We start from the raw sequence: 23,456 nt of genomic DNA, 5'->3' as shown, positions 1-23,456 counted from the left end.
AAATTCTAGTAGGCACCCTTATCGGTGTTTTCGAATTCTGATAAATCATGACGTTTCCATTGAATTACATAACTCCAAATGAAGTATGCAGTTAGAATTGGTAATAGAATACATAAAACAATAGTAACTACAGTTAAGGTAAGTGGAGAAGAAGAAACGTTTTTAATTAATAATGAGTTAACTGGATTTTGTGCAATTAATACATGTGGGAATAATCCAACAAATACTAATAAGACAACACATGCAATTGTTAATGAGTTAGCAATATATGCTTGGACTTCTTTGTGCATTCCAGTTGATAGATGACCCCAAGCAGTTGTTAGAACAATTAGTACTAATAATACTAAGGTACTCAATAAATGATCTTCAAAGAAATTAGTTTCAAAGAACAATGCAATTGCGAATAGGACTTCAACAGGGTAAGCAGCCCAATATAGGTTACCTGCTAAGCTGGCAGCACGATATCTCATAATTCCATTTGCATGTAAGATGAAGAAATGTAGTCCTTGATATAAGCATAATGCAGTAACTGCAATGCCACCTAATACTGAAAGAGGATTGATAACATTGAATAATCCAACAAAAATATTTCCATGATTATCCATTGGAACTGGTTGAATCATTGCTGTAAATAACATACCAAGTAAGAATGGTGCAGCAGTACTACTGATAGCAGTTGCCCACATCCAAGCATTCTTACCCTTAGGAGTTTCAGCAACATTGTTAAATTCAAATGCAACTCCTCTAAAGATTAGTGATACTAGCACTAAGAATAATAATAGATAGAATCCAGAGAATAGACTAGCATACCAAAATGGCATTGTAGCAAACATTGAACCACCAGCTGCAACTAAGAATACTTCGTTTCCATCCCAGTGGGGACTGATTGAACGAACAATCATATTACTTTCAGCAGGACGAAAGGCTAATAACTTAGATGCCATTCCAGCACCAAAGTCAGCTCCATCTAGTACTAAAAACATAATAAATAGGAAACAAATTACTGCATACCAGAAAAATTGTAAGAAACTCATTTGTTAAAGGCCTCCTTAGAAAATGGATCATCATTATCGTAATCGATAGTTTTATCGATACTTTCTGGTCCTTTGTATAAGGATTTCTTAGCATAGAAGACCATGCAACTAGCAAGTGTTACGAATAACAAGAAGTAAACAATAATAGTAAAGATTACTGAAGCTGTACTTGTACTTGGTGATACCGCATCAGCAATTGGTAGTAGTCCATAAACAACCCAAGGGTCACGACCAAGTTCAGTAAATAACCAACCACCAGTATTAATAACGAATGGAGCAAAAGTAGCTAAGAATAGAACAAATGTTAACCACTTTTGTTTTATAATCGTATTCTTTCTTCTTCTTGAGAACCATAGTCCTAATAATGAGATTAATGTTAGACCACCAAATCCAGCAGCCATTAGTCTAAATGCAAAGAATAGAACATTTACATTAAGTGAATAATCCATATTCTTACCAAATTTACCATCATATTGCTTGTGTAAAGCACGGTTAGCTTCATCCATCCCAGCAACAGAACCACTAAATTTGTGGTATGAAAGGAAACTTAGCATATATGGAACTTCAATCTTTCCATATTCCTTGTGAGTTTTAGTATTAGTTAATTGAAAAACAGACCAAGGAGCAGGGTTTTCGGTATGATTATAAATACCTTCAGATGCAGCGAATTTCATAGGTTGATCTTTAATCAAATAACCTGATTGTAAATCACCAGAAGTAACAGCACCTAAACAACCGACGATTCCAAGAACTAATCCAAGACGCATTGATTTTCTGAAGAAGCCAACTGACTTTTTACGGAAAATCATCCAAGCAGAAGTACCAGCAACAATAAATGAACCAGTAACAATACAACTTGAAATAACGTGAGGGAATTCATACCATAATTGTTGATTAGTAAGTAAAGCTTTAAAACTAGTCATTTCAACATGTCCAGAAGAAGTTAATTTGTAACCAACGGGATGTTGCATAAATGAGTTAGCAGTTAAAATCCATAAAGCTGATGCAGTGGAAGCTAAGAATACTAACCAAATCATTAAAGCATGCCATGCTGGTTTAAATTTATCCCAAGTGAACATCCATACTCCTAAGAATGTAGATTCTAAGAAGAATGCTAATAAAGCTTCAATTGCAAGTGGGGCACCAAAAATATCACCCATAAATCTTGCATATTGGGACCAGTTCATCCCGAATTGGAATTCTTGAATCAGACCGGTAACAACACCTACAGCGAAAGCAAGTAGGAAAATTCTTCCCCAGAACTTCGTCATAGTTTGATAAATTTTGTTCTTAGTGATTGCATACATGGTTTCCATAATACATACAGACAAACCAATTCCAATTGACATAGGAATAAAGAAGTAATGGAAAATGGTTGTCATAGCAAATTGAAAACGTGCAAACGGTAGAACGTTTAATGCGAAATCAAACATTGTCTATATTTTCCTCCTTAATTTTGAATTGCGGATTTAGCGCCAGCAATTTCGAAAGCAGTGTTCATTCTAACTAAGTGTTTTAATAAGGCTACTTTGTGTCCTTTTAATTTCATTGTCTTTTTACCTAATGGTAATTCAGCAATGCCCATTGTAGGACCTAGTGAACAAACTGTTCCTAATGACTTGTAGCTAAATGGAACTTTCTTTGTATTATTCAAACGAGCTTTTAAGTTAGCAACTGCAATTGAAGCTTCTTGAATTGAGATTTGACCAGTAGTTGGATATGGACGATTAGTTTCTTTGTCCATAACTGCTGAAACATCTCCAATTAAATATTCATCAGGGTAGGTGTCTAACGCCATGGTGTCATTAACAACTACTCGGTTACGTTTTTGATCATAACCAGCTTCTTTAATTATAGTGTTACCTTTAACTCCGGTAGTCCAGAAAGTTGTTTTAGCAGGAACAAATTTATTATCTTCACCATAATAAACACCGTCAGCAGTGATTTCTTTTGCTTTAGCATCTTTATCAATAATAAACTTTACACCCTTAGAATGTAAGTAATCTAAAGCAAAATCTACTAATTTTTTATCAAACATTGGAATACAGTTAGGAGCAATGCAAGTGATTGTGAAATCATTGGCATCACAATCACATTCTTTAGCCCATTTTGGTAGTTGATATGCAAGTTCACCTAATAGTTCAATTCCAGTGAAGCCACCACCAATAACTGCAAATGATAAGTAACTTTTATCTTTTGATTTACGGTATTCTTTAAGATTATCTTCAATCTTTTGAATATTTTGAATACCACTCTTCATGTTCCAAATTTGTAACCCATATTGATCAGCACCAGGAGTACCAAAGGTTTCAGATTCAAAACCTAATGCATTAAATAGGTAATCAAATTTAATTTGACCATTATTTTCTAAAGAAACAACTTTATTATCATGGTCAATATTAGTAACAGTGTCTTTTATGAAATTAACCTTAGGGCTAATACAGTTTTCTATTTTCATTGTGATTTGTTCTGGTGCACTAGTACCAGCTGAAACAGTATGTAATGCTGTTGCATCATAATGATAATCATTATTGTTAACTAAAGTAATTTTAATATCTAGTTTACTTTTAGCTAGTAATCTGCAAGCACGAAGACCAGCAAATCCACCGCCTAATACAACGACTTCTTTCATTTTATCCCCTTCTTCTATTAAAATTATCTACATCACTACATTATATGATAAATCGGCACCATTTGTATAATAATTGTTGTATAATTTATAATATTATTGAGAAACTTTTATAGGAGATGATTCACATTAAAGAATATTTGAATTTAATAGTCTTAGGACCATTGTTAACTACCATTTTTGCCTTTCTATTGGGGATTACTTTTGTGCTTGGTAATTTTGGTTCAATCAATATTTGGCACTCATTACTATTTTTGATTATTGCTTTGCTTATGCACATGTTTACCAACGTTACAGATAACTTAGAAGATTATAAAAAAGCGGTTAAACATAGTGCCCATGGATTTATTGAAAATACGCGAGTTAAGGGCTTATCAATTACTAAAGCAACTCGTTTAGATATTTCTTTAGCAATTTTAATTGCTGTTTTAGGAATTTACTTAGTATTCATTACTACATATTGGTTATTATTGATTGGTCTTTGGGGCTTTTTGGTAGCCTTTTTCTATTCAGCTGGGAAGCATTCATTATCAACTACTCGTTTTGGTGACTTTGCTTCAGGTTTTACAATGGGAATTGGGATTACCTTTGCTTGTATTTTAATCAATGTTCCATTAAATGAAATTAATTTGGGATTATTAATAACCGCCATTATAGCTTCTGGATTAACTATTTTTTCCATTACTAATATGGTATTGGCTAATAATATTTGTGATGAGCAAGACGACATCGATTTACATCGAATGACAATTGTTGCTCGAATTGGGAAAGATAATGCTTTAAAACTTTATGCTGCTTACTATGTTTTAATGTATGTCAGCATTGTAGTTTCAGTTATTTTCCAATGGTTACCATGGACGATGTTATTAGTTTTAATTAGTATTCCTAAAGTTTGGACCAATACAAAAATCTTCTTTAAAAAACAAGTTAAAACTGAAACCTTTGGTTTAACTGTGCAAAATATTAATTGGTTCTTAACATTAACCACAATTGCGTTGGTTATTTATGCGGCAATTTTATATATTTAAATAAACATAAAAATTAAAAAATAACTTATTATGATAACATTGTCATAATAAGTTATTTTTTAGGAGTGAACGATAAATGAACAAATCAAATTTCTGGTCTTTTGATAAATTATTCAATCGTATTATTATTTTTCTTTTGTTATTTTTTATGATTTTTTTGGGACCACAATTTATACCAATTTTTGCATTATCTAATCAAAGTAGTATTTATATGAAAATCATTTTATCTATCTTATTTTTTGTAATTTACTTTTTGATGATTTGGGTTGCATATATTAGTTATAAAAAGCATGGGCAAAATAGTATTAAACAACCAATTACTAAAGCTAACTGGAAAATGATCATTATTGCCTACGTTTTATCGCATTTAATTGAAGGATTATTATCACTTTTAAGTACGATGTTTTACCACCAATCAACCAGTGGCAATCAACAAAATTTACAAGATATGCTCTCTACTAATAATTTAACAGTTATATTAATGCTTTTTGGTATTATTATCTTTAGTCCAATTTTAGAAGAATTGGTTTTTAGAGGATATTTAATGGATGCACTGTTTGCACCTAAATTTAAATGGTTACCTATTATTGTTAGTGGGGTGCTTTTTGGATTAGCACATAATACTAGTTTAAATATTTTCTTTTTCTTAATATATGCACAAATTGGTTTCTTCTTAGCTTATTTATATAAACAAACTAATAATTTAAAAGTATCAATTGCTTTGCATATGCTGAATAATCTAATATCTGCTATTATTATGGTTAAAATGTTATTTTAAATTTACATACAGGAAGTGATTATATTTTAATCAAGAAAATTAATCCTAAATGGCAATGGACAATGATTCCATTAATTTTATTTTTGGAAATGCTTTTCGATTCGGTAATTTTACCGCTAATTTATAGTGGGATATATCGACTTATATTTCATGAAAGCATTCTTACCAATCATTACATGCTGGATTTAAACATTTACAAGATTTTATCTATCTTTGTGATATTGATATTGAATCACTATCTATTCAGCCAAAAATTATATTTAAAACCTAATTTTTCTGAATTTGGGTGGCAAATTTTTATATTTATTTGTTTGTTAGTTGTAGTTTTATCATTAAAAACAAAATATTTCTGGACCGCTTTGGATGTAGGAATTATCGCTGCATTACCGGAAGAAATTATGTTCCGTGGAGTTATCATGGGATGGATTTTAGAAAAAATTACAAGATTTAAACAAACTTATGTGAATGTTTCAATTGCTTTAGGAATTTCAGGAGTTGTATTTGGATGTTTCCATTACATTAACTTGTTACACCAATCATTTGGTTTTACGACATTGCAAGTTATGAATGCAGTAGGACTTGGAATGATATTAGGTGCGATTTATGTCAAATCTGGTAGTTTATTTATTCCAATTGCAACCCATTTTATTTGGGACTTTTTTGCTACTTTAAAACAAGGAATGCCAGAAACTAATTATATGTCGGTTAACGGTCAAGATATATTTATGGAATTTATTATTCTGGCAATTCAAGCTAGCATTGCTATTTGGATTGTTTGTTTCCATTTTGAAAATAATTTGTTATTACAAAAAATAGAGAAAAAATAAAGATGTATCTCATTTAGAGATCATCTTTTTTCATTAGAAAGGTCGATTTATGTGACATTTATATTATTATTTTTAGGCTTTATTATTGGTGGCTTTGTCATCATTATGGGTGGTGGCGGAGCTGCTCTTTATTTGGGAATTTTAACTTCATTAGTAGGCGCATCCCCAGCAACTGCGGCAGCAACTTCTTTGTATACTTCAATTCCTTCATTGTTAATTGGTTCATACAGTCATTATCGCACTGGTAATATGAAATTTAAATATGGTAATCGCATGTTAATGACAGCTGTGCCATTTACCATTATAGGGAGTATTTTATCGAAATTTATTCCTGAAAGTGTTTATTCTTGGCTTATTTTTATCGTCTTTTTCATCTTAGGAATTCAAGTTTTATATCAATCTTTTCATCCTAGTAAAAAGCAAAAACAATTAAATCCTAAAGTAGCATATTTTTATGGGACATTATCTGGATTAATGGTCGGTATTGCTGGCATGTCTGGTGGTGGTCCAATTGTTAGTGGGTTATTGGTTATGGGATTAACCATGCAAGAAGCAGCGGCAACTTCATCTTATATTTTGATTATTACATCAATTGTTGGCTTCTTGTCCCATGCTTCAACAGGCCATGTTGCTTGGTATGCAGGGACAATGTTATTAATTGGAGCAATTATTGGCGCCGCAATTATGCCTTACTTATTATCAAAATATGATCCTAATAAGGTTACTAAGGTATTAAGACCGGTTATGGGAGTTATTATGCTAATCATGGCTTTTACTTCAATCTAAAAAAGAGTTTTAAAAGAACTCTTTTTTATTACAATATATTTGACTATTTAGTCAAAAAAGATAATATATAGATATGGGAAGAAATAAAAAATATAATTTATCAGAAGTTACAGAAAAAATGAAAAAATTTTTATTAAGAAAGGTTATGAAGCTACATCTATAGATGACTTAGTTAAAGCCACTGGATTATTAAGAGGAAGTCTATATGCTCAATTTGGTAGTAAATTAAAAATGTTTTCATCTGTTTTAAATTCAAGTCTAAGTATGAAAGAAATAAGCTCAGACTTAGATATAATTTTGATTGCGTTAATGGAATTATGTCCTCGAAACAAACAAATTCAATTAATAATATCAAATTGGTATAAAAAATTTAAACAAGATGATATTAATAATTTGCTTATTAATAGGATTATTTATAGATCAGGAATAATGAATGAGGTGAATGATAATGAAAAATGATATTAAAATTATAGATAATGAATTGATAATAAAATTAGGAGGATTTAGCAGAATAACAAAAAATAATTTTACTATTCCAATTAATAATATCGATGGAGTAACTATCGATAAAGGTATTGTTTTAGATAGTAAAGGTATAAAAAATCCAGGCATTAACTTTAATGGATTAATTAACGGTACATTTATAAAAAATGGTCAAAAATCATTTTGGAATGTTTCAAAAAATGATGTTCCGATTGTAATTCGATTACATAATGAAAAATATGATCAATTAGTTTTAGGAATTGATAATACTGAAATTGTAGATGAAATTAACAATTTAGTATAAATAAAAATAGTCCATGAATTCAATCAAGATAAGAATCCATGGACTATTTTTTATTCATCAATATTAGTCATATCTCTTGCAACTACCCATTTATCAAAGTCATGTTCATTGACACCACTTGCTAAAGCAGCTGCTTTTAGTGTGGTATCTTCTTTTTTCGCTTTTTGTACAATCTTAGCACTACGTTCGTAGCCAATATGTGGACTTAATGCAGTCACTAGCATTAAAGAGTTTTTTAATAATTCATCCATACGATCCTTATTAATAGTCATGCCATCAATCAATTTTTTAGTGAACGATTCTACTGATTCACTTAACAAATTAGCACTTTCTAGAAATTTAGTGATAATCAATGGTTTGTAAACATTCATTTCAAAGTTACCTTGACTGTTAGCAAAATTAATGGTGGTATCATTGCCCATTACTTCAGCACCAACCATTGTTAAAGCTTCAATTTGGGTTGGATTAACTTTGCCAGGCATGATGGATGATCCAGGTTCATTGCTTGGAATGTTTAGTTCATCATATCCGGCCCGTGGACCAGATGCTAAGAAACGAATATCATTACCAATTTTAATTAAATCAGTGGCCAAAGTTTTTAAAATACCATGTACCATGGTAATGCCACTATGATTGGCAAGTCCTTGGAATTTATTAGGCGCAACTTTGAACTTTTCATCTAATTGTTTACTTAGTTGTTTTACCATATCTGAATCAAAATGATTAGGTGTGTTTAAACCAGTTCCAACGGCAGTGCCACCAATAGGTAATTCTAAGAGGGCATCTTTATTAGCCTCTAGGAAATCAATATCATGTTGAATCGCTGATTTCCAACCGCTAATTTCTTGCCCAAAAGTGATTGGGGTTGCATCTTGTAAATGCGTACGACCAATTTTAATAACGGTTTGATATGCAATTTCTTTTTCATTTAATTTCTCAACTAGCTTTTTCAATACTGGTAATAATTGATTAATAGCATCGTTAGCAGCAATCATCATAGCGGTTGGAAAAGTATCGTTGGAACTTTGTGACTTGTTAACATCATCATTAGGATGGACATTAATATCTGGATTTAATTTTTTAGCTAAATGGGCGATGACTTCGTTCACATTCATGTTAGTTTGGGTACCACTACCAGTTTGATAAACATGTAATGGAAATTCATCACGATAATGACCAGCTAAAATTTTATCAATCGTTGTAATAATTGCTTGTGATTTATTTTGATCTAAATTATTATCTTTAGCATTTACAATGGCCGCAGCTTTTTTAATTTGTAAAAGGGCATGGATAATTGATATCGGCATTAGTCGACCAAATTTAAAATTCATACGACTACGTTGTGTTTGTGGCCCAAATAGTGCTGCTTTGGGAACTTTAACATTACCTAAAGAATCTTTTTCAATGCGATATTCCATATTATCAAATCCTTTTATTATAAATTAACTTCATTATATTATTTTGTGTGTTCTAAAACTATTAAAAGGTAGTAATAATTCTGATATCATTGTTATAAGTATAGTGTTACTTAACTAGAAGAAAATAGGAGTTTATTATGAAAATTAATTGGAAATCATTTATTAATGGAATAATTTTAGTGTTACCAGCATTTGTGATTGCTGGAATTGTTGAATTATTGATTGGTTGGTTATTAAGTTTATTAGCCATCATTGCTTATTTTGTAATCTTATATATGTATTGTAAAAATCATCCATACAGTAAGCTAGCACAAATGTTTTACTATGGATTTGGTGTACGTAATAATTCATTTTACCGTCAACATCCAACCATGTCATTATTGATTTTAATAGTGATTTTACTTGTGATGAATGTAATATTTGGAGCTTTAAAATTGAACAGTTTATTCTTTACTTTATTTTATGTAATTGTTTTAGAATTGTTCTATTCATTAGAAAATAAGTAGGGGGCATTCAATGAAAATTGATAAACAAATGCTAATTGGAATTTTATATTAATATATTGTCCTTTTGCTTTGTATGTAATTGTCCAAATCTTTTTGGATTCTTCGGTACTATTTATTCCATTTATGATTTATTTAATCGTGCTTAGCATATTTAGTAAGTTATTATCTAAAAGTAGTTCTAAAATGAAATTTGTATATGAAAATGTTATTAGTTCTAAAAATGATTTATTTAAGCGCAGCCCAATTATTCTTTGGGGGTCTTTTTTCTTTTTTGCATTATTGTTATTTATTTTCATTATTTTAGGATTACTTGATGATGAACCTGGTAAAACAATATTTTTTCTTTTATTTTTTGGATATATTGTGTTTATACCATGTGTTACTTTCAATTTTGAAAAACAATAAATAAGGAAGATTTTTATGAAAACTAATTGGAAAATATTTGGATTAAATCTATTATTTTTTGTTTTGCCACTTTTAATCGTTTTCATTCCCTTTAATGTTAATAATGATGAGACAGTGACAATTATCAAATTACTTATTTGGTTTATTTATTGTATGGCATTCATTTTGTTCACTAAACTATTTTCAAAAAATCATCCAAAGATTAAACAATTATATGAAAATTTAATTAATGTAAATAATAGTTTCAAAAATAAAGATCCAAGAATGCTAAAAATATATGTAATATCGATTGCCGTAGTAGCTGTTTTAGTTGCAGGAATTGTTTTTATTTTAGAGACATTTGTACCTAAATTGAACTCTGCTTTTGTTATACCAATGGTTGTTATGACTAATATTTTCTTTTTACAATGTACTGATTTTAAGAACATAAAGTAATTCAAATACTTTCATATATCTTGTTTTTTAAACAATTGTGATATAAGATAAATATAAATAAAAAGAAGTCCTGCTATAACAGAACTTCATTAGTAGAAACCGTTAAAAGCGGTGGCATAGTTAATTATTAAATAAAGAAAGTCATATTCAACCCGCCAAAGTTGAGAATACGGCTTTTTTATTTTGTCTTTTTATTCTGTTTTATTACAGAAATCAATTTTGTTATTGCACTTATACAATATGCTAAAGCTTTTAAAAAGCTAGCAATTGCACAAGTCAATGCAATTATTGACAAAACTTGTGTAAATCCTTTCATAAGATTCTGAATTATTATGAATTACACCATAATAACCACCTCTTAATTGTAGTTTTACCACCGTATTCAACTTATCTACTAAATTTTATTATACATAATTAAAATTGTTTTGTCTTTTGTAAATGAAAATTAAAAGATTCATTGAAAAATCTAATTAAAATTTTTAAAAAATAATATAAAGCCTGATTTAACTAGATATTTAGGCTCTAATTTTATAGATTGCTGATTGCAAAAATATTTCTACATGGTAGTATATATAGTGTTGCTTTTTGAGAGAACACTATATATTGACACAATATATAGTAATCCTAGGTATGTTCGCCTCAAAATGATAGACCGAATTTATTCATAGGGGAGAATTTTTAAATTGTCATCATACTTTAAATTCTTGGCTCATCAATTAAAAGGTTGGCCAAAACAAAATTACTACTTATTTTTCTTTAGTTTAGGTTGCCAAGTTATGACATTGGTTAATGCACCAATCACATGGCTTTCAATTTTAACTTTTATTGGAACTACTTTAGGAGTTCTATGTGTACTTGCAATTAATGCAGCTAAATCTGTTAACGGTGTTTTAGGTATCTTATCTGGTATTTGTTTTATTGTTGTTGGATTTACTGCAAAAAATTATTTAAGTATCGGTGAACAAATCGCATACATAGCCACACTTGATATTCCAGTATTGTTAAGTAAAAACTGGAACGTCAACATGGTTTCTAAGATCCGTAAATTTACTGCTAAGAGTTGGGTAATTTCAATTGCTTTTACTGCAATTGTATTCGTAGTATCAGGTTTTGCTATTCAAGCATTAACTGATGATGGTCGTCCATTCTATGATGCATTTAGTTTTGCTGTTTGTTTAACTGCTGGAATTATCTGTTTCATGAGATACAACAACCAATACTTCTGGTGGTTAGCATCAGGACTAGCTCAATTAGTATTATGGTTCATTACTTTCAAGGAAGGTTCTGCTACTTTAGCAATGTTTGTAAACAGTGCAATTTATGTTGCAAATGATGTTTTAGCATTTACAGTTTCTCCTTGGTTTAATGAAAAAGAAAAACAACGTTTGATGAAAGAAGAAAAAGCTTACGCTGAAGAAGTGGAAGTTGAAGAATAATTGTTTTAAAAGCTGGAATTTTATTCCAGCTTTTTTATTTGTTTCCAGCTGCTATTTTATTCATTATGTTAATATTATTATTAGATAAATTATAGGGATGGATAATATATGAAACGAAAAAGTTTAGTGATTAGTTCTTTATTTTTAGCGTTAGTACTAACTGGTTGTGGTTCCAAAAAGGCCGATAATCAAAATTCGGTTAAGGATAATAATATTAATGTCGAAAGTAAGAATGATAACACGGTTGATCAAAAATTAGACCAATTAGAATATAAGTCTGGTGACCAAGCTTATATTGAAATCAACAATAATAAAGCTAATTTAAAAACTACCGATTGGAAATACAATCATGTTGTGTATGCTGATTTAGATAATATGAATCGTACTTCTGCTGGAAATATTGCTTATTTAGAACATCGAAATTTAGCTAATGGTAGTTTAAGAAGTACGCAAAGAGTTGAACCAACGGCTTGGCATCAAAAATTTGTGAATGGTTCTGCCATTATTAATCGTGGTCATGAGATTGCATATAGTGTTTCTGGTGGAATTAGTTTAGATGGTACTTATAAACCAGGATTAAAATCTGGTGATCAAAATAATATTAAGAATTTATTTACTCAAAGTGCCTTCAGTAATCAAAAGGTGCAGACTATTTATGAAACTAAGGTTAGGGATGCACTAAAAGAAGGTAAAAAAGTTATTTACAAAGTTACACCAATTTTTAAAGGTGATAATTTGATGGCTAGTGGGGTACATATGCAAGCACTTTCCACTGATGAAACTTTGAATTTCAATGTTTACTTATATAATGTGCAACCAGGAGTACAATTTGATTATGCGACTGGTCGTTCTAAAGTTGATAAAAGTATGAATGTACCTACTCCTGAAGGGGCACCTAACTTCCACAATAATAATTCATATAAAAATAATCATCATTATGTTCGTAACTATCGTCATTATAATAATTATCATCCATATCATAGTTACCATCATTATAGATAAGCAAAAAGGGTCGATTCATTTAAGAATCGACCCTTTTTATTTATGTTTTTGTTGAAAATTTTCATATCCAACAATAAAATTATAAATTTCAATTGCTTTATTATTAAAAATTTTATTTACAATTTTAACTATTATTTTTTGAATCAAATAATTTTTGAATTTTCTTTTATTTTTATAATCATTCTTGGCTTGATAATATCCTAATTCATAATCACTTTTAGTATTTCTTTCATAATGGTTATTATATTGATTATCATAATATCCTTGTTCATAATTATATTTTACAAAATCATGTAAACTATAAATTTTCATATTTTATGCAAATCCCTTTTTGATAAATTTAAACCAAATTGTTATTAAAATGGGAATTAAAGTTACTATAATAGTAATTATAAACATTGAAAAGGATTGTAGCATACTCTTATTATTAATAATTTCATTACTAATATCTATTACATAATAAAGTGGGAAAATTCTTTGAATAATATCGATAATGTTAACAAAATATCCTGATAGCATTTGTTTAAATGGAACGAATAAACATCCAACTACCAAAGTTATGGGGAAAGAACTTGCAGTTATCGTTTTTTTATCAAGCATGATGCCTATAAAAAATCCGATAATGCTTGAATAAATTCCTATAATAGTAGTTAAAACTATTATTAAAATAATTATGATGTTCAATGTAATTGCTTTTGAAAATATTCCAATAATTAATAATATAAATGTTATTAAAAGATTTAGTATAATTTGAGTTGTTAAATAGTCTTTTAAGAAACTCCATATTGAATAATTGGTTATATTATTTTGCAAATTATAAAATTTTATAGATCCACTTACCCTTCCAGCAAAAGTTATAATACTATTTCCAATGATTCCTATTAAACAAGCAATTATAAATATTATATATTTGTTTAATGTGTTTTCATGGTTGTAATTTCCATGTGTTGAAGCATATATCATTAATGCATACCATATTGCAGGCATAATAATTGTGAAAAATAAGAATCTTTTATTACGAAAAACTTTTTTTAATTGAATTTTTAATATCATAGGCTACTACTCCTTATTATGTATTCGATACCATTGAGCAATTGTTTGATTATGACTGTGAATAGTATCTACTGATGCATCTTTAATTATCTTTCCATTCTTCATTAAAATTACTCGAGAAAAAAATTTATCAATTTGATTAAAATCATGAGTAATGGTTATAACTGCACCACCAACATGGTCAATATATTTCCAGAAAAAATCAATTGTATCTAAATCCATTCCCACTGTTGGTTCATCCAACAATAATAATTTAGAAGGTCTAATGACGCTTAATAATAAAGAAAGTTTTCTTTGCTGACCACCTGACAAGTTTTGCACATAATCGTTTTTATGATCATCCAGTTCGAACTTATCTAACATATCTGATACCAATTTTTTTGAATATATTTTTTCAATAGACGTAATTAATTCTATATATTCTTTAATTTTTATATTTTCAATAAATATATCTTTTTGCGTCATAACATTTAAATATTTACGTTTATTAAAACTATATTTTATTTTTCCTTTATCTGGTTGTTCTAAACCTATTAATGTTTTAAAAAATGTTGATTTACCAGTACCATTACTTCCTAGTAGAGCAATTCTTTCATTTCCATGAACTTCTAAATTTATATCTTTCAATACAGGCTTATTAAAAGCTTTATATAAAGAGCTAACCTTAAGTATTATTTCTTTAGATATTTTATTTTTACCTATTAATAGGTAATTTAAATCAACATTGAATACATCCGATAAATCTATTAACTTATCAATGCTAGGTTCACTTTCACCATTTTCCCATTTTGAAATTGATTGTCTTGAAACAAACATTTTATTTGCTAAAGTTCCTTGAGAAAAACTTTTTTGCCTTCTTAATTTAATTAATTGGCTACTAAAAACATTTTTCATATTCATGTCCTCCTTTGAACAATTTTTATTATCCTTGAAATATCAATTTAGTAAATATTAATTGAGCTATTTATGTATATTGTTGACTGACAAGCTCGCAACTATTAATAGCATCGTTGATATAATGGCATTTTAAAAGCATAAAAAAAGGTCGATTCATTTAAGAATCGACTCTTTTTAATTAGTCCATATTAGTATCAATTAAGATTTCAACACGTGAATCTTTCAAATCAAAATCTTCATGTTTATCAAAAGTTTGGTCAAAATTAGTATCTCTAATTCCCCAAATATGACTATTATCAATATTATCTTCTGATAAATCATCATCGAAATATTCTTTAGCAAGTGCTAAGACAAATGATTTCATTGCATCATCACTATAAGAAACATTGGTTTTATAATTATCAAATATTTCTTTTTGATGATGATTACTATCATCAGCTCTTACTTTTTCATCTTTGATTTCTAGTGGACTTTTACCTGATAATAGTAAATATGAAATATTGTTTGTTTCATTATTAATTAACTTATAAAAATTAAATGTTAATTCTGGTGGAACATTCACTCCACAAACATCATATATTTCAGCACCTTGATCAATTAAAGTGTAGCCCTCACCTAACAATAATGATAGTTCATTTTTTACTTCGAATAGTGGTAAATTAGCTGGTAAAAATTCGTCGAATGAGCTTTGTTTAAAACCATGATTATAATTAAATTCACGAATCTTGTTTAAAGCTTCTTTAGTTTTATCAGTAGGGAACAATTGAACTCGATCATCATATTTGCGTTCAATTTTATCAAAACTCATCTTTTTAAAAGTCCCAATGGGGCTATTTAACATCGTATGTGATAATGCTTGTCCAATCACAAAGTCAGTTGCGAAAATTGGTAAATCTTGTTCTTCTTGATTGTTAATATCATCTAAAAATTCTTTGGTTGATTCATAAAGCTTGTCAGATTTATCAATATTGTCTAAAACCTTATTTAAATATAAATTAGCTTCATAAACATTACCATTATTAAATAGTAGTTTTCCTAAATAGTAGTTGGCCTCAATATCATTGTCATTATAAATTAATGATTGCTTAAATAAGTGCACTCCGATAGGATCTAACTGATTACCATATTTGGTAAATAACATGCCTAATTTAGTTAAAATAACACTGCGATCAGGGATATCACCATTAATTTCTTCAACGGTTTTAGTATTAGCGGGATACATGGCAATTGCAGTACTTAATGCTTCAATTGCAGTTTTTTTATCTTCTTTATCATAATTTTCATTGCCAAAGTTAATAAGTTGGGCAATTTGTTGGGTCTTTTCTTCTCCCAAATTGATAGCTTCCATCTATAAAAACTCCTGACATAATTTTAATTCCTATGATATAACTAATTGGAAAATAAAAAAAGGATAAAACTAATTATCCCTATTGATAAGATATTAAATTAATTTTTATTTTCTTTTAAGTTTCCAAGCATTAATACAATATTAGAAATTACACCGCAAACATAAGGAAACTTAACATCTGGATTCAATGCCCATAAGGCAAATGCCATTAAGATTAAAATGATAGCTAAAACAAAATCAAATTTAGTATTTTGAATGAAAAATGCTGCGATAATTTGTAATATTAACAGTATAATTGTGACTATTCCCATAATGATAAATATGATTATAGGTATTGGTAGTTCATCAATGGGTTCAACTGGAATCATGTTTAGGCCGATAATTGTCCCTGCAATGACACTTAAAATTACACTTACTGTTCTTAAAACAATTGAAACATATTTATACATACATATAGCCTTCTTTTTATCTTCATTTCAAAAATAGTTCAAAAGCATGATTTTTTCAAAGATTTAGCAAATTTTTGCTTTACTATTATATGACAATCGATTAATATGCTTTTAAGAAGTAGTTGCAAAAGGGGGCAGATTTACGAAGTATTTAAAGAAAGTCATTTGCTTATTGTTACCGGTAGTTACTTTGATGGCAATTTTTAGCAGTGTTAATTCACATGCTGAATCAACTAATCCTACTCCAACAAAGGAATATGTAGTAGATGATTATGCAAATATATTGTCTGATAGTACTAAACAGGTAATTATTGATCAAGCAAAAAAATATCAACAAACAGAAGCTAAACCACAAATTGTAGTAATGACTGTCAAGTCCACTGGTGGACAATCAATTGCTGATTATGCTGATAGTGTTTTAGAGAATGCTCGCTGGAAATTTGGTAAAAAAGGTTTAGATAATGGAACCTTAATTTTATTTGCCCAAAACGGTGGTAAAAATAATGTTAGAATTAGTACTGGTTATGGAATTGAAGGAATTTTACCTGATGCCAAGACTAATCAAATTCTGAATAATAACAAATCATTATTAAAATCAAAAAATGCATCTGAAGTTGACAATGGAATGCAGCAAACATTTCAAGATGTTGCATCCATTGTTAGTAAAGAATATGCTAATAAATCTTTAAAAGATGCTAAAGCAATGAAAAATGATAATCAACATAAAAAATATGTTTCATGGGGCATTTTATTGTTCTTAGTTTTAATTATTGTGGCGATTGCTTATTATCTTAAGAAAAATAATAATGATGATAATGACCATCATAACCATTACGGTGGTGGTTCCGGTGGTGGAAACAATGGTTTCTGGACTGGAGCACTTCTAGGTGGAATTCTAGGATCTAGTGGATCAGGTTCTGGTGGTAATGATTTCGGTGGCTTTGGTGGTGACTCTGGCGGTTTTAGCGATTCCGGTGGAGGCGGAGACTTCGGTGGCGGAGGCTCTGATATTTAATTTCTTAATAAGGAGAATATAAAAAATGATTGAAAATAAACCTTTTTATAAACGTGGCTGGTTCATTACAGTCGTTGTGATTGCAGTTGTATTAATTGGATTGATTGGTGGTTTTATCAAATCATCAAATAGCATGTCTACTAGTGAACAAGGCGTTGAAGAACAGTTAGGTCAAGTGCAAACTGTGTTACAACGTCGTGCCGATTTAATTCCTAACTTAATGAATGCGGTAAAGGGTCAACAAAAACAAGAAAAACAAGTTTATGGTGACATTAGTAAAGCTAGAACTGAATACTACAATGCTAAATCAAAATATAATAATTCAAATAATAGTTCTGACAAGGTGAATGCTTTAAGCGGTCAAGATCGTGCCTTAAATGTAATGGTAGGTTCTATTAGAGAAGCATATCCTAAGTTAGAATCTAACAGTAATATGCAAACCTTGATGGTTCAACTAGAAGGTAGTGAAAACCGGATCAGTGTTGAACGTAATCGTTACAACAAGACTGCTCGTGAATACAACAATAAACTAGTTAAATTCCCTGGTTCATTGGTTGCAAGTATCACTAACCATAAGAAAGCTAATTACTTCCAAGCTGATGAAAGTGCACAAAAAGCTCCATCAGTGAACTTTTAATAATTAATATATTGATTTAAGTTTTATTTAAGATTAGTTTCATATACTAATCACAATCAATAAAGAAAGAAGGCTTGATTTTATGTTAAGAAAACAAATTTTAATGGATCCAACTAGTTTGAATGAAAATACGACCATTATGATTGGTCGATATGAATTAAAATTAAAGGGTGGACATAGTTTCAAGCCGAACACTTTCAAATGGCTAAAGCATAATTGATTGCTAAATAAAATACTTCATATATATATTATCCTCCCAGAATAAAAGAACGCTCAAAATTAATTGAGCGTTCTTTTTTAATGCTTGTTTTTAGATTTGTAAATAATTAAACCAATAATTGCACCAACGATAGCTGGAAGAATCCAGTCCATTTTGATATTTGCAAATGGTAAAATATTTTGTTCAATTTTAATTAAATCTTGAATGAAACTAAGATGACTAATCATTGGTGGCAATGAAACTAACATATCAAAGAATGCTGGAATCAAAGTGAAAATAATGGTAGTCATATAAACTGCTTTATCACGTTTGAATAGCGGTGAAAAAATTGAAAGTAGAATTAAAGTAATGGCGAATGGATATAAGAACATTAATACTGGTGTTGACCAAGTAATAATTAAATTCAATCCAGCATTAGCAATTATAAATGACACAATGCAATTTAATCCTAACCATTGATGATAACTTAATTTAGGGAAATGCTTATTAAAATCTTGTGCAAAAGCAGAAGCTAATCCAACAGCAGTTGTGATACAAGTTAAGGTCATTAGGGTCGCTAATAATGCATGACCGGTTGCTCCCAAATAATGTCCCATAAATTGGTTAAAGGTAGTTCCACCATTATCGTTACTAATTTTAAATAGATTTAATGAAGTAGCACCAATCCAGATTAATATAATGTAGATAATTCCAACTAATGATTCTGAAATGAAGCCAGCTTTAGCAGTTGCATTGGCATTTGATTTAGGATTAATTTTACCTAAAACATTGACAGCACTAACTACGGCAACTCCAAATGCTAGTCCAGCTAAAGCATCCATAGTGTTATAACCTTCAAGGAAACCATTAAAAAATGATGCATGTTGATATGATGCTGAGATTGCTTGAGTGGATGCGCTACCCATGGGATGAATAAAAGCTAATAAAAATGATAGGAATAGTAATCCTAGAAACAATGGATTTAATATTTTTCCTAGACTATCAAGAATACTACTAGTTTTATATGCCAATAAAAATGTGGCAATGAAAAAGATAGCAGTAAAAATAAACATTCCAATTTGTACATATTGATGTGGGATAAATGATTGAATCCCAACTGTGAAATTAACACTGGCAGTTCTAGGAGTTGCAAATAATGGTCCTAAAGTAGCATGTACTAATACCAAAAATATGATCGCAAAACCTGAACCTAATGGCTTTGCAATATCATAAACTCCTTTGGAACGAGTAATACTAATTGCCAAAACTGATAATAATGGTAATAAAACTCCTGAGATTAAGAATCCTAAAGCTGCTGGAATCCAGTTAGCGCCAGCTAATTGTCCTAAATGAATTGGAAATATTAAGTTACCTGCACCAAAGAAAAGGGCAAATAACATTGATCCAACAATTAAATATTGTTTGATGGATAATGGTTTTTTATTAAGGTCTTTGATTTCTTCTTGCATGTTTTTTCCTCCAAAATATCGTTGAATGTTGCTTTATTTATATTTTTATTTACTCACGACATTTTTCATATAACCATCATCTCCAATCATTTAAATAAGCAATAAAAAAAGCACTCTTAGTATAAAACTAAGGGTGCTTTGGGCACGGTACCACCTTGATTGCTATTTTTAAAATAGCCACTTCACGTACTAACATACGCTAACACTTTAATGGGTGTACCCAATATACGTTACTCTCACTTGATTTTACGTATATAGCTCCAAAGATACTTTCATATTTTACTTTATGTCTTTTTCCAGAATACCAAGACTCTCTATCTAAAGTGAAAATATTACTCTGCTTTTTCGTTGCTTTTAATTAACCTGTTTATTTAATATTGAAAAATATATCAGTAAACTGAAGAAAAGTCAATCTAACAAAAAATGCACTCAAACATTTGAGTGCATTTCTTATTTATTCTTCAGTTCTTAATTGATCTAAATTAATAGCTTTTTTACCAACTAAATCAACATGGCTATTTTTAGAAACATAATCGGGAATTGGTTTAGCAGTTTTTACAGCTGTGTAGAATTTAAAATGATTAAATTGTTTAGCATTACTTGTAATTATTGCTTTGTATTTTTGACCATTATAAGTAATAGTGGCAGGCCAATAAGTATTAATCTTATAAACAGATCTAATGAAAATAGCGTTAGTTTTACCATAACGTTCCATATTTAATGGAGGCATTCCAGCAACTGGGTCAGTGGGATGATCAGCCATAAACATGTTGTTTTGAATAATCATTTTGGCATTCAATCCTTTATACCAGTTACCTAAATAGTCCTTAGTAATGGGTTTATATACTGGCTTTTTGTTAACATCATTACCACTTTGAGTGGCTGCATTATCATAACTATCAGTTTTCTTTTTATGATTCTTCAATGATTTTTGATATTGATCATTTTCGGAAATACGTTTCATTAAGTTATTTGAAGTATTGGTAAGAGTATCAGCTTTATCAGTATGATTACTGAAATTATTAAATGCTACACCGCCACCAACAGCGATAATTAATACAGCAACGGTACCCAAAATCGTTTTTTGAAATTTCATTTGAATATGTCCTTTCACTTAATCTAATAATAAGTACAATCTTAACACGAATATTTGATAATACAAATTTACTTTTTTATAAGTAAATATCTTTGTTTGCCAGATTAGCTAAGCATTCTTTTAAGTATTCCTCATTATGTTCTGGATAAATAGGATTAGTTAATTTTACAGGCTTTAAATTATCATAAGGATCACAAGAAGTCCCACGATAATTTTTATCTGCCCATTTTTCATTAGGATGATAACCTCTTTTATGCATTTCTGCCATTACTAATTCATGAAATTGAAATAATTTATAAGGTGAATGTTTAAAAACATAATTGACAGTTGCATGTTTTTTGCCCCAACCCTTACCACGAAGGGCACAAGCTTCTCGATGTTGACCCAATAGTTGCTGGCGAGGTAACTTACTAATTAGACTTTGATGCCATAATCTCATTGGTTTTGCTCCTTAATTTCAATAATGATTCTGGAATTTTGTAAATATTTAACCTGATATTTATCAGTTAATTGTGCTAAAAATTTACCTAAATCATCGTTTTCAGGTGATAAATAATCCAGTAATTTTAAATATTTATTTTTTTCTTCCGGTGTAGCAATTTTTTTAAAATACCCCCACACATGTTGATATGCAGTTACTAGGGTTGCTTTAGTCGGTTCAACGTTTTCTAAATCTTGAACAATTCTTTGATATGCTTGTTCTTTGGTTTTATCCCACTGATTATTTTTAGCGAGTTTTCTAATTTCATTGTATGCATTTTGCGAATGTGCCATTACCCAATATTTGTTGTATGCCCAATCACTTTGCCATGACAAGTTTATCACCTCGAAAGTTTTCTTCTTATTCTATGTATTTTATGAAAAAATGCAAGTGCTAATTTATTTATAAAAAATTACTAAAAAGGATTGATTATTGAATTAAAACTTATATAATCTAGGTTACTTTAAGCAAAAGGAGGCTTGTTTATGAAAGTTACAATCAAACTAGATTCAATGTTGACAGACCAAGTTAAAACTTCTGCGACTAATGAAAATTCTAGTGTTGAAGATTACATAACTAATGTGTTGAGCAATCATGTTAAAACTGGCAATTTTGAACAACGCCAGTTTGTGGGAAAACAGATTGATAGTAATAAAATCGATATTAAAAGTCATCTCGTTATGATGGATGGTATTTATTATCGCTTTGATTTAATTAATGAAAAAGCACCTACTGCTGATACTAAATACACAGTCGTTGGTAATAACGGTAATGTTTTGTATCTAAAAAAATAATTATAAAGGAAGTTTTATTATGCCATTTGGAATTAAAGTTGTTAGACAAAACTATGAAGGATTAGTAGAAAACTGGGGTAAATATAAGAAAACAATTCAATCTGGCCTTCATTTCTATGTACCCTTTATGCAAAAGATTAGAAGTGTTAGTTTGGCCATGCAACCCAAAACCCTTAATAAATACTCCATTATTACTAAAGATAATGCTGAAGTTACTGCTAGTGTTACTTTGAATTATCACGTTACTGATGCAGTTAAATACCAATATGAAAACACTGATTCAGTAGAATCAATGTCTCAATTAGTGCGTGGACATCTACGTGATATTATTGGTCGCATGGAACTAAATGAGGTCTTAGGATCCACTGCTAAAATTAATCAAAATTTAGCAATCGCCATTGGTGATTTAACTAATACTTATGGGATTAATGTTGACCGCATTAATATTGATGAATTAACCCCATCTTCAGCCATTCAAGATGCTATGGATAAGCAATTGACTGCTGATCGTGAACGCCAAGCTGAAATTTCAAAGGCTGAAGGGGATGCGCAATCCATTCAATTAAGAACTAAAGCGCAAAATGAAGCCTTAATTGCGACTGCTAATGCTAATGCCAAAGCTACTAAGCTAAAAGCAGATGCTGAAAAATATAGAATTGATACTGTACAATCAGGATTGAAGAATGCTGATGCAAAATACTTTGAAAATCAATCTATCAATGCTTTTGGTGAAGTTGCTAAATCTGACAGTAACTTAATTGTTGCTCCAATGGATAAGACTAATGAGTTTGGTCAAATGGCCACTTTAAAGAAAATTTTTAAGGATGATAAGAATAAACAATAAGTTTGAAAGAGCTGTTTTTTCAGCTCTTTTTATTTTTCACTTAATTTATTATTATAAATGGATTATAATTTTGTTATATCTATGTTTGTTTAAAATAACTTGG

General features: G+C 29.6%; 29 protein-coding genes and 1 other annotated feature. Of the genes, 16 read left to right on the top strand and 13 right to left on the bottom strand.

The features are described from left to right. Positions 1–5: 5 nt before the first annotated feature. The 3 genes from cydB to C7N41_RS02505 are packed head-to-tail and all read right to left on the bottom strand — an operon-like array spanning position 6 to position 3,666. Positions 6–1,034, bottom strand: a complete 1,029-nt coding sequence (cydB, locus tag C7N41_RS02515; protein WP_105964171.1) for a cytochrome d ubiquinol oxidase subunit II — start codon at positions 1,032–1,034, stop codon at positions 6–8. Next, positions 1,031–2,467 carry a cytochrome ubiquinol oxidase subunit I gene (locus tag C7N41_RS02510; protein WP_105964170.1) on the bottom strand — a complete coding sequence of 479 codons (1,437 nt, stop codon included), beginning with the start codon at positions 2,465–2,467 and terminating at the stop codon, positions 1,031–1,033. Before C7N41_RS02510 ends, cydB begins: the two co-directional genes overlap by 4 nt. Before the next feature lie 17 nt (positions 2,468–2,484). Next, the gene (locus C7N41_RS02505; protein ID WP_105964169.1) at positions 2,485–3,666 is read right to left on the bottom strand and encodes an NAD(P)/FAD-dependent oxidoreductase; all 1,182 of its coding nucleotides are present in this window, start codon (positions 3,664–3,666) and stop codon (positions 2,485–2,487) included. A 116-nt stretch (positions 3,667–3,782) separates the two neighbouring features. Here C7N41_RS02505 and C7N41_RS02500 point away from each other — a divergent pair, with 116 nt between their 5' ends. The 6 genes from C7N41_RS02500 (at position 3,783) to C7N41_RS02475 (ending at position 7,869) form a co-directional block, all read left to right on the top strand. Further along, positions 3,783–4,691, top strand: a complete 909-nt coding sequence (locus C7N41_RS02500) for a prenyltransferase (RefSeq protein ID WP_105964168.1) — start codon at positions 3,783–3,785, stop codon at positions 4,689–4,691. Positions 4,692–4,767: 76 nt separating this feature from the next. Next, positions 4,768–5,469: a CPBP family intramembrane glutamic endopeptidase gene (locus tag C7N41_RS02495; RefSeq protein ID WP_105964167.1), complete on the top strand. Its 702-nt coding sequence runs from the start codon at positions 4,768–4,770 to the stop codon at positions 5,467–5,469. A gap of 227 nt (positions 5,470–5,696) precedes the next feature. After that, positions 5,697–6,296, top strand: a complete 600-nt coding sequence (locus C7N41_RS02490; protein ID WP_157944949.1) for a CPBP family intramembrane glutamic endopeptidase — start codon at positions 5,697–5,699, stop codon at positions 6,294–6,296. A gap of 51 nt (positions 6,297–6,347) precedes the next feature. Further along, positions 6,348–7,082 (top strand): sulfite exporter TauE/SafE family protein, encoded by a 735-nt coding sequence (locus tag C7N41_RS02485; protein ID WP_105964165.1) that lies wholly within the window; start codon positions 6,348–6,350, stop codon positions 7,080–7,082. A 99-nt stretch (positions 7,083–7,181) separates the two neighbouring features. Next, the gene (locus tag C7N41_RS07935) at positions 7,182–7,541 is read left to right on the top strand and encodes a helix-turn-helix domain-containing protein (protein ID WP_105964164.1); all 360 of its coding nucleotides are present in this window, start codon (positions 7,182–7,184) and stop codon (positions 7,539–7,541) included. Continuing rightward, positions 7,531–7,869: a hypothetical protein gene (locus tag C7N41_RS02475; protein WP_105964163.1), complete on the top strand. Its 339-nt coding sequence runs from the start codon at positions 7,531–7,533 to the stop codon at positions 7,867–7,869. Before C7N41_RS07935 ends, C7N41_RS02475 begins: the two co-directional genes overlap by 11 nt. Positions 7,870–7,919: 50 nt before the next feature. On the opposite strand, the gene C7N41_RS02470 is transcribed toward C7N41_RS02475, so the two are convergent. Further along, positions 7,920–9,287, bottom strand: coding sequence for a class II fumarate hydratase (locus tag C7N41_RS02470; protein ID WP_105964162.1), 1,368 nt, complete (start codon positions 9,285–9,287; stop codon positions 7,920–7,922). A 137-nt stretch (positions 9,288–9,424) separates the two neighbouring features. Between C7N41_RS02470 and C7N41_RS02465 the strand changes: the two genes are divergently transcribed. The 5 genes from C7N41_RS02465 (at position 9,425) to C7N41_RS02445 (ending at position 13,071) form a co-directional block, all read left to right on the top strand. Continuing rightward, positions 9,425–9,793, top strand: coding sequence for a hypothetical protein (locus C7N41_RS02465; RefSeq protein ID WP_105964161.1), 369 nt, complete (start codon positions 9,425–9,427; stop codon positions 9,791–9,793). Positions 9,794–9,976: 183 nt separating this feature from the next. After that, complete coding sequence (locus C7N41_RS02460) at positions 9,977–10,198, top strand: hypothetical protein (RefSeq protein WP_105964160.1); 222 nt, start codon at positions 9,977–9,979, stop codon at positions 10,196–10,198. Positions 10,199–10,213: 15 nt separating this feature from the next. Further along, positions 10,214–10,633 (top strand): hypothetical protein, encoded by a 420-nt coding sequence (locus C7N41_RS02455; protein WP_105964159.1) that lies wholly within the window; start codon positions 10,214–10,216, stop codon positions 10,631–10,633. A gap of 683 nt (positions 10,634–11,316) precedes the next feature. Next, positions 11,317–12,069 carry a nicotinamide riboside transporter PnuC gene (pnuC, locus tag C7N41_RS02450; protein WP_105964158.1) on the top strand — a complete coding sequence of 251 codons (753 nt, stop codon included), beginning with the start codon at positions 11,317–11,319 and terminating at the stop codon, positions 12,067–12,069. 108 nt (positions 12,070–12,177) lie between these two features. Next, positions 12,178–13,071 carry a DNA/RNA non-specific endonuclease gene (locus C7N41_RS02445; RefSeq protein WP_105964157.1) on the top strand — a complete coding sequence of 298 codons (894 nt, stop codon included), beginning with the start codon at positions 12,178–12,180 and terminating at the stop codon, positions 13,069–13,071. Positions 13,072–13,107: 36 nt separating this feature from the next. Here C7N41_RS02445 and C7N41_RS02440 read toward each other — a convergent pair whose 3' ends face one another. From C7N41_RS02440 to C7N41_RS02420, 5 genes are all read right to left on the bottom strand, one after another. Beyond that, positions 13,108–13,383 carry a hypothetical protein gene (locus tag C7N41_RS02440; protein WP_105964156.1) on the bottom strand — a complete coding sequence of 92 codons (276 nt, stop codon included), beginning with the start codon at positions 13,381–13,383 and terminating at the stop codon, positions 13,108–13,110. A 3-nt stretch (positions 13,384–13,386) separates the two neighbouring features. After that, positions 13,387–14,124, bottom strand: a complete 738-nt coding sequence (locus tag C7N41_RS02435; RefSeq protein ID WP_105964155.1) for a lantibiotic ABC transporter permease — start codon at positions 14,122–14,124, stop codon at positions 13,387–13,389. Positions 14,125–14,130: 6 nt separating this feature from the next. Further along, positions 14,131–15,018: an XRE family transcriptional regulator gene (locus tag C7N41_RS02430; protein ID WP_105964154.1), complete on the bottom strand. Its 888-nt coding sequence runs from the start codon at positions 15,016–15,018 to the stop codon at positions 14,131–14,133. Between the two features lie 181 nt (positions 15,019–15,199). Continuing rightward, positions 15,200–16,369, bottom strand: a complete 1,170-nt coding sequence (locus C7N41_RS02425) for a tetratricopeptide repeat protein (protein WP_105964153.1) — start codon at positions 16,367–16,369, stop codon at positions 15,200–15,202. Positions 16,370–16,467: 98 nt separating this feature from the next. Continuing rightward, positions 16,468–16,818, bottom strand: coding sequence for a hypothetical protein (locus C7N41_RS02420; RefSeq protein WP_105964152.1), 351 nt, complete (start codon positions 16,816–16,818; stop codon positions 16,468–16,470). Between the two features lie 193 nt (positions 16,819–17,011). Between C7N41_RS02420 and C7N41_RS02415 the strand changes: the two genes are divergently transcribed. The 3 genes from C7N41_RS02415 (at position 17,012) to C7N41_RS07635 (ending at position 18,690) form a co-directional block, all read left to right on the top strand. Continuing rightward, on the top strand, positions 17,012–17,833 hold the full coding sequence (locus tag C7N41_RS02415; RefSeq protein WP_105964151.1) for a TPM domain-containing protein: 822 nt from the start codon (positions 17,012–17,014) through the stop codon (positions 17,831–17,833). A 25-nt stretch (positions 17,834–17,858) separates the two neighbouring features. Beyond that, positions 17,859–18,470: a LemA family protein gene (locus tag C7N41_RS02410; protein ID WP_105964150.1), complete on the top strand. Its 612-nt coding sequence runs from the start codon at positions 17,859–17,861 to the stop codon at positions 18,468–18,470. Positions 18,471–18,552: 82 nt separating this feature from the next. Then, positions 18,553–18,690 carry a hypothetical protein gene (locus tag C7N41_RS07635; RefSeq protein ID WP_157944948.1) on the top strand — a complete coding sequence of 46 codons (138 nt, stop codon included), beginning with the start codon at positions 18,553–18,555 and terminating at the stop codon, positions 18,688–18,690. A 77-nt stretch (positions 18,691–18,767) separates the two neighbouring features. Here the strand turns inward: C7N41_RS07635 and brnQ are convergent, their stop codons facing one another. From brnQ to C7N41_RS02390, 4 genes are all read right to left on the bottom strand, one after another. Then, positions 18,768–20,126: a branched-chain amino acid transport system II carrier protein gene (gene brnQ / locus C7N41_RS02405; protein WP_167390232.1), complete on the bottom strand. Its 1,359-nt coding sequence runs from the start codon at positions 20,124–20,126 to the stop codon at positions 18,768–18,770. A 138-nt stretch (positions 20,127–20,264) separates the two neighbouring features. Next, positions 20,265–20,496 (bottom strand) — a binding site (T-box leader). A 96-nt stretch (positions 20,497–20,592) separates the two neighbouring features. Beyond that, positions 20,593–21,234, bottom strand: a complete 642-nt coding sequence (locus C7N41_RS02400) for a hypothetical protein (protein ID WP_105964148.1) — start codon at positions 21,232–21,234, stop codon at positions 20,593–20,595. 76 nt (positions 21,235–21,310) lie between these two features. Further along, on the bottom strand, positions 21,311–21,673 hold the full coding sequence (locus C7N41_RS02395; RefSeq protein WP_105964147.1) for a TIGR02328 family protein: 363 nt from the start codon (positions 21,671–21,673) through the stop codon (positions 21,311–21,313). Further along, on the bottom strand, positions 21,670–22,050 hold the full coding sequence (locus tag C7N41_RS02390) for a YbgA family protein (protein WP_225362845.1): 381 nt from the start codon (positions 22,048–22,050) through the stop codon (positions 21,670–21,672). The genes C7N41_RS02395 and C7N41_RS02390 overlap by 4 nt, the downstream gene beginning before the upstream one ends. A gap of 150 nt (positions 22,051–22,200) precedes the next feature. On the opposite strand from C7N41_RS02390, the gene C7N41_RS02385 reads away from it, so the two are divergent. Next, positions 22,201–22,509, top strand: a complete 309-nt coding sequence (locus C7N41_RS02385; RefSeq protein WP_105964146.1) for a toxin-antitoxin system HicB family antitoxin — start codon at positions 22,201–22,203, stop codon at positions 22,507–22,509. Between the two features lie 19 nt (positions 22,510–22,528). Then, positions 22,529–23,353 (top strand): SPFH domain-containing protein, encoded by an 825-nt coding sequence (locus tag C7N41_RS02380; RefSeq protein ID WP_105964145.1) that lies wholly within the window; start codon positions 22,529–22,531, stop codon positions 23,351–23,353. Positions 23,354–23,456: the final 103 nt, after the last annotated feature.

This window comes from Apilactobacillus micheneri (assembly GCF_002993975.1).
GTDB lineage: Bacteria > Bacillota > Bacilli > Lactobacillales > Lactobacillaceae > Apilactobacillus > Apilactobacillus micheneri.
Note: the sequence above shows the minus strand (reverse complement) of the source record. Positions and strands in the feature narration are given on the sequence as shown.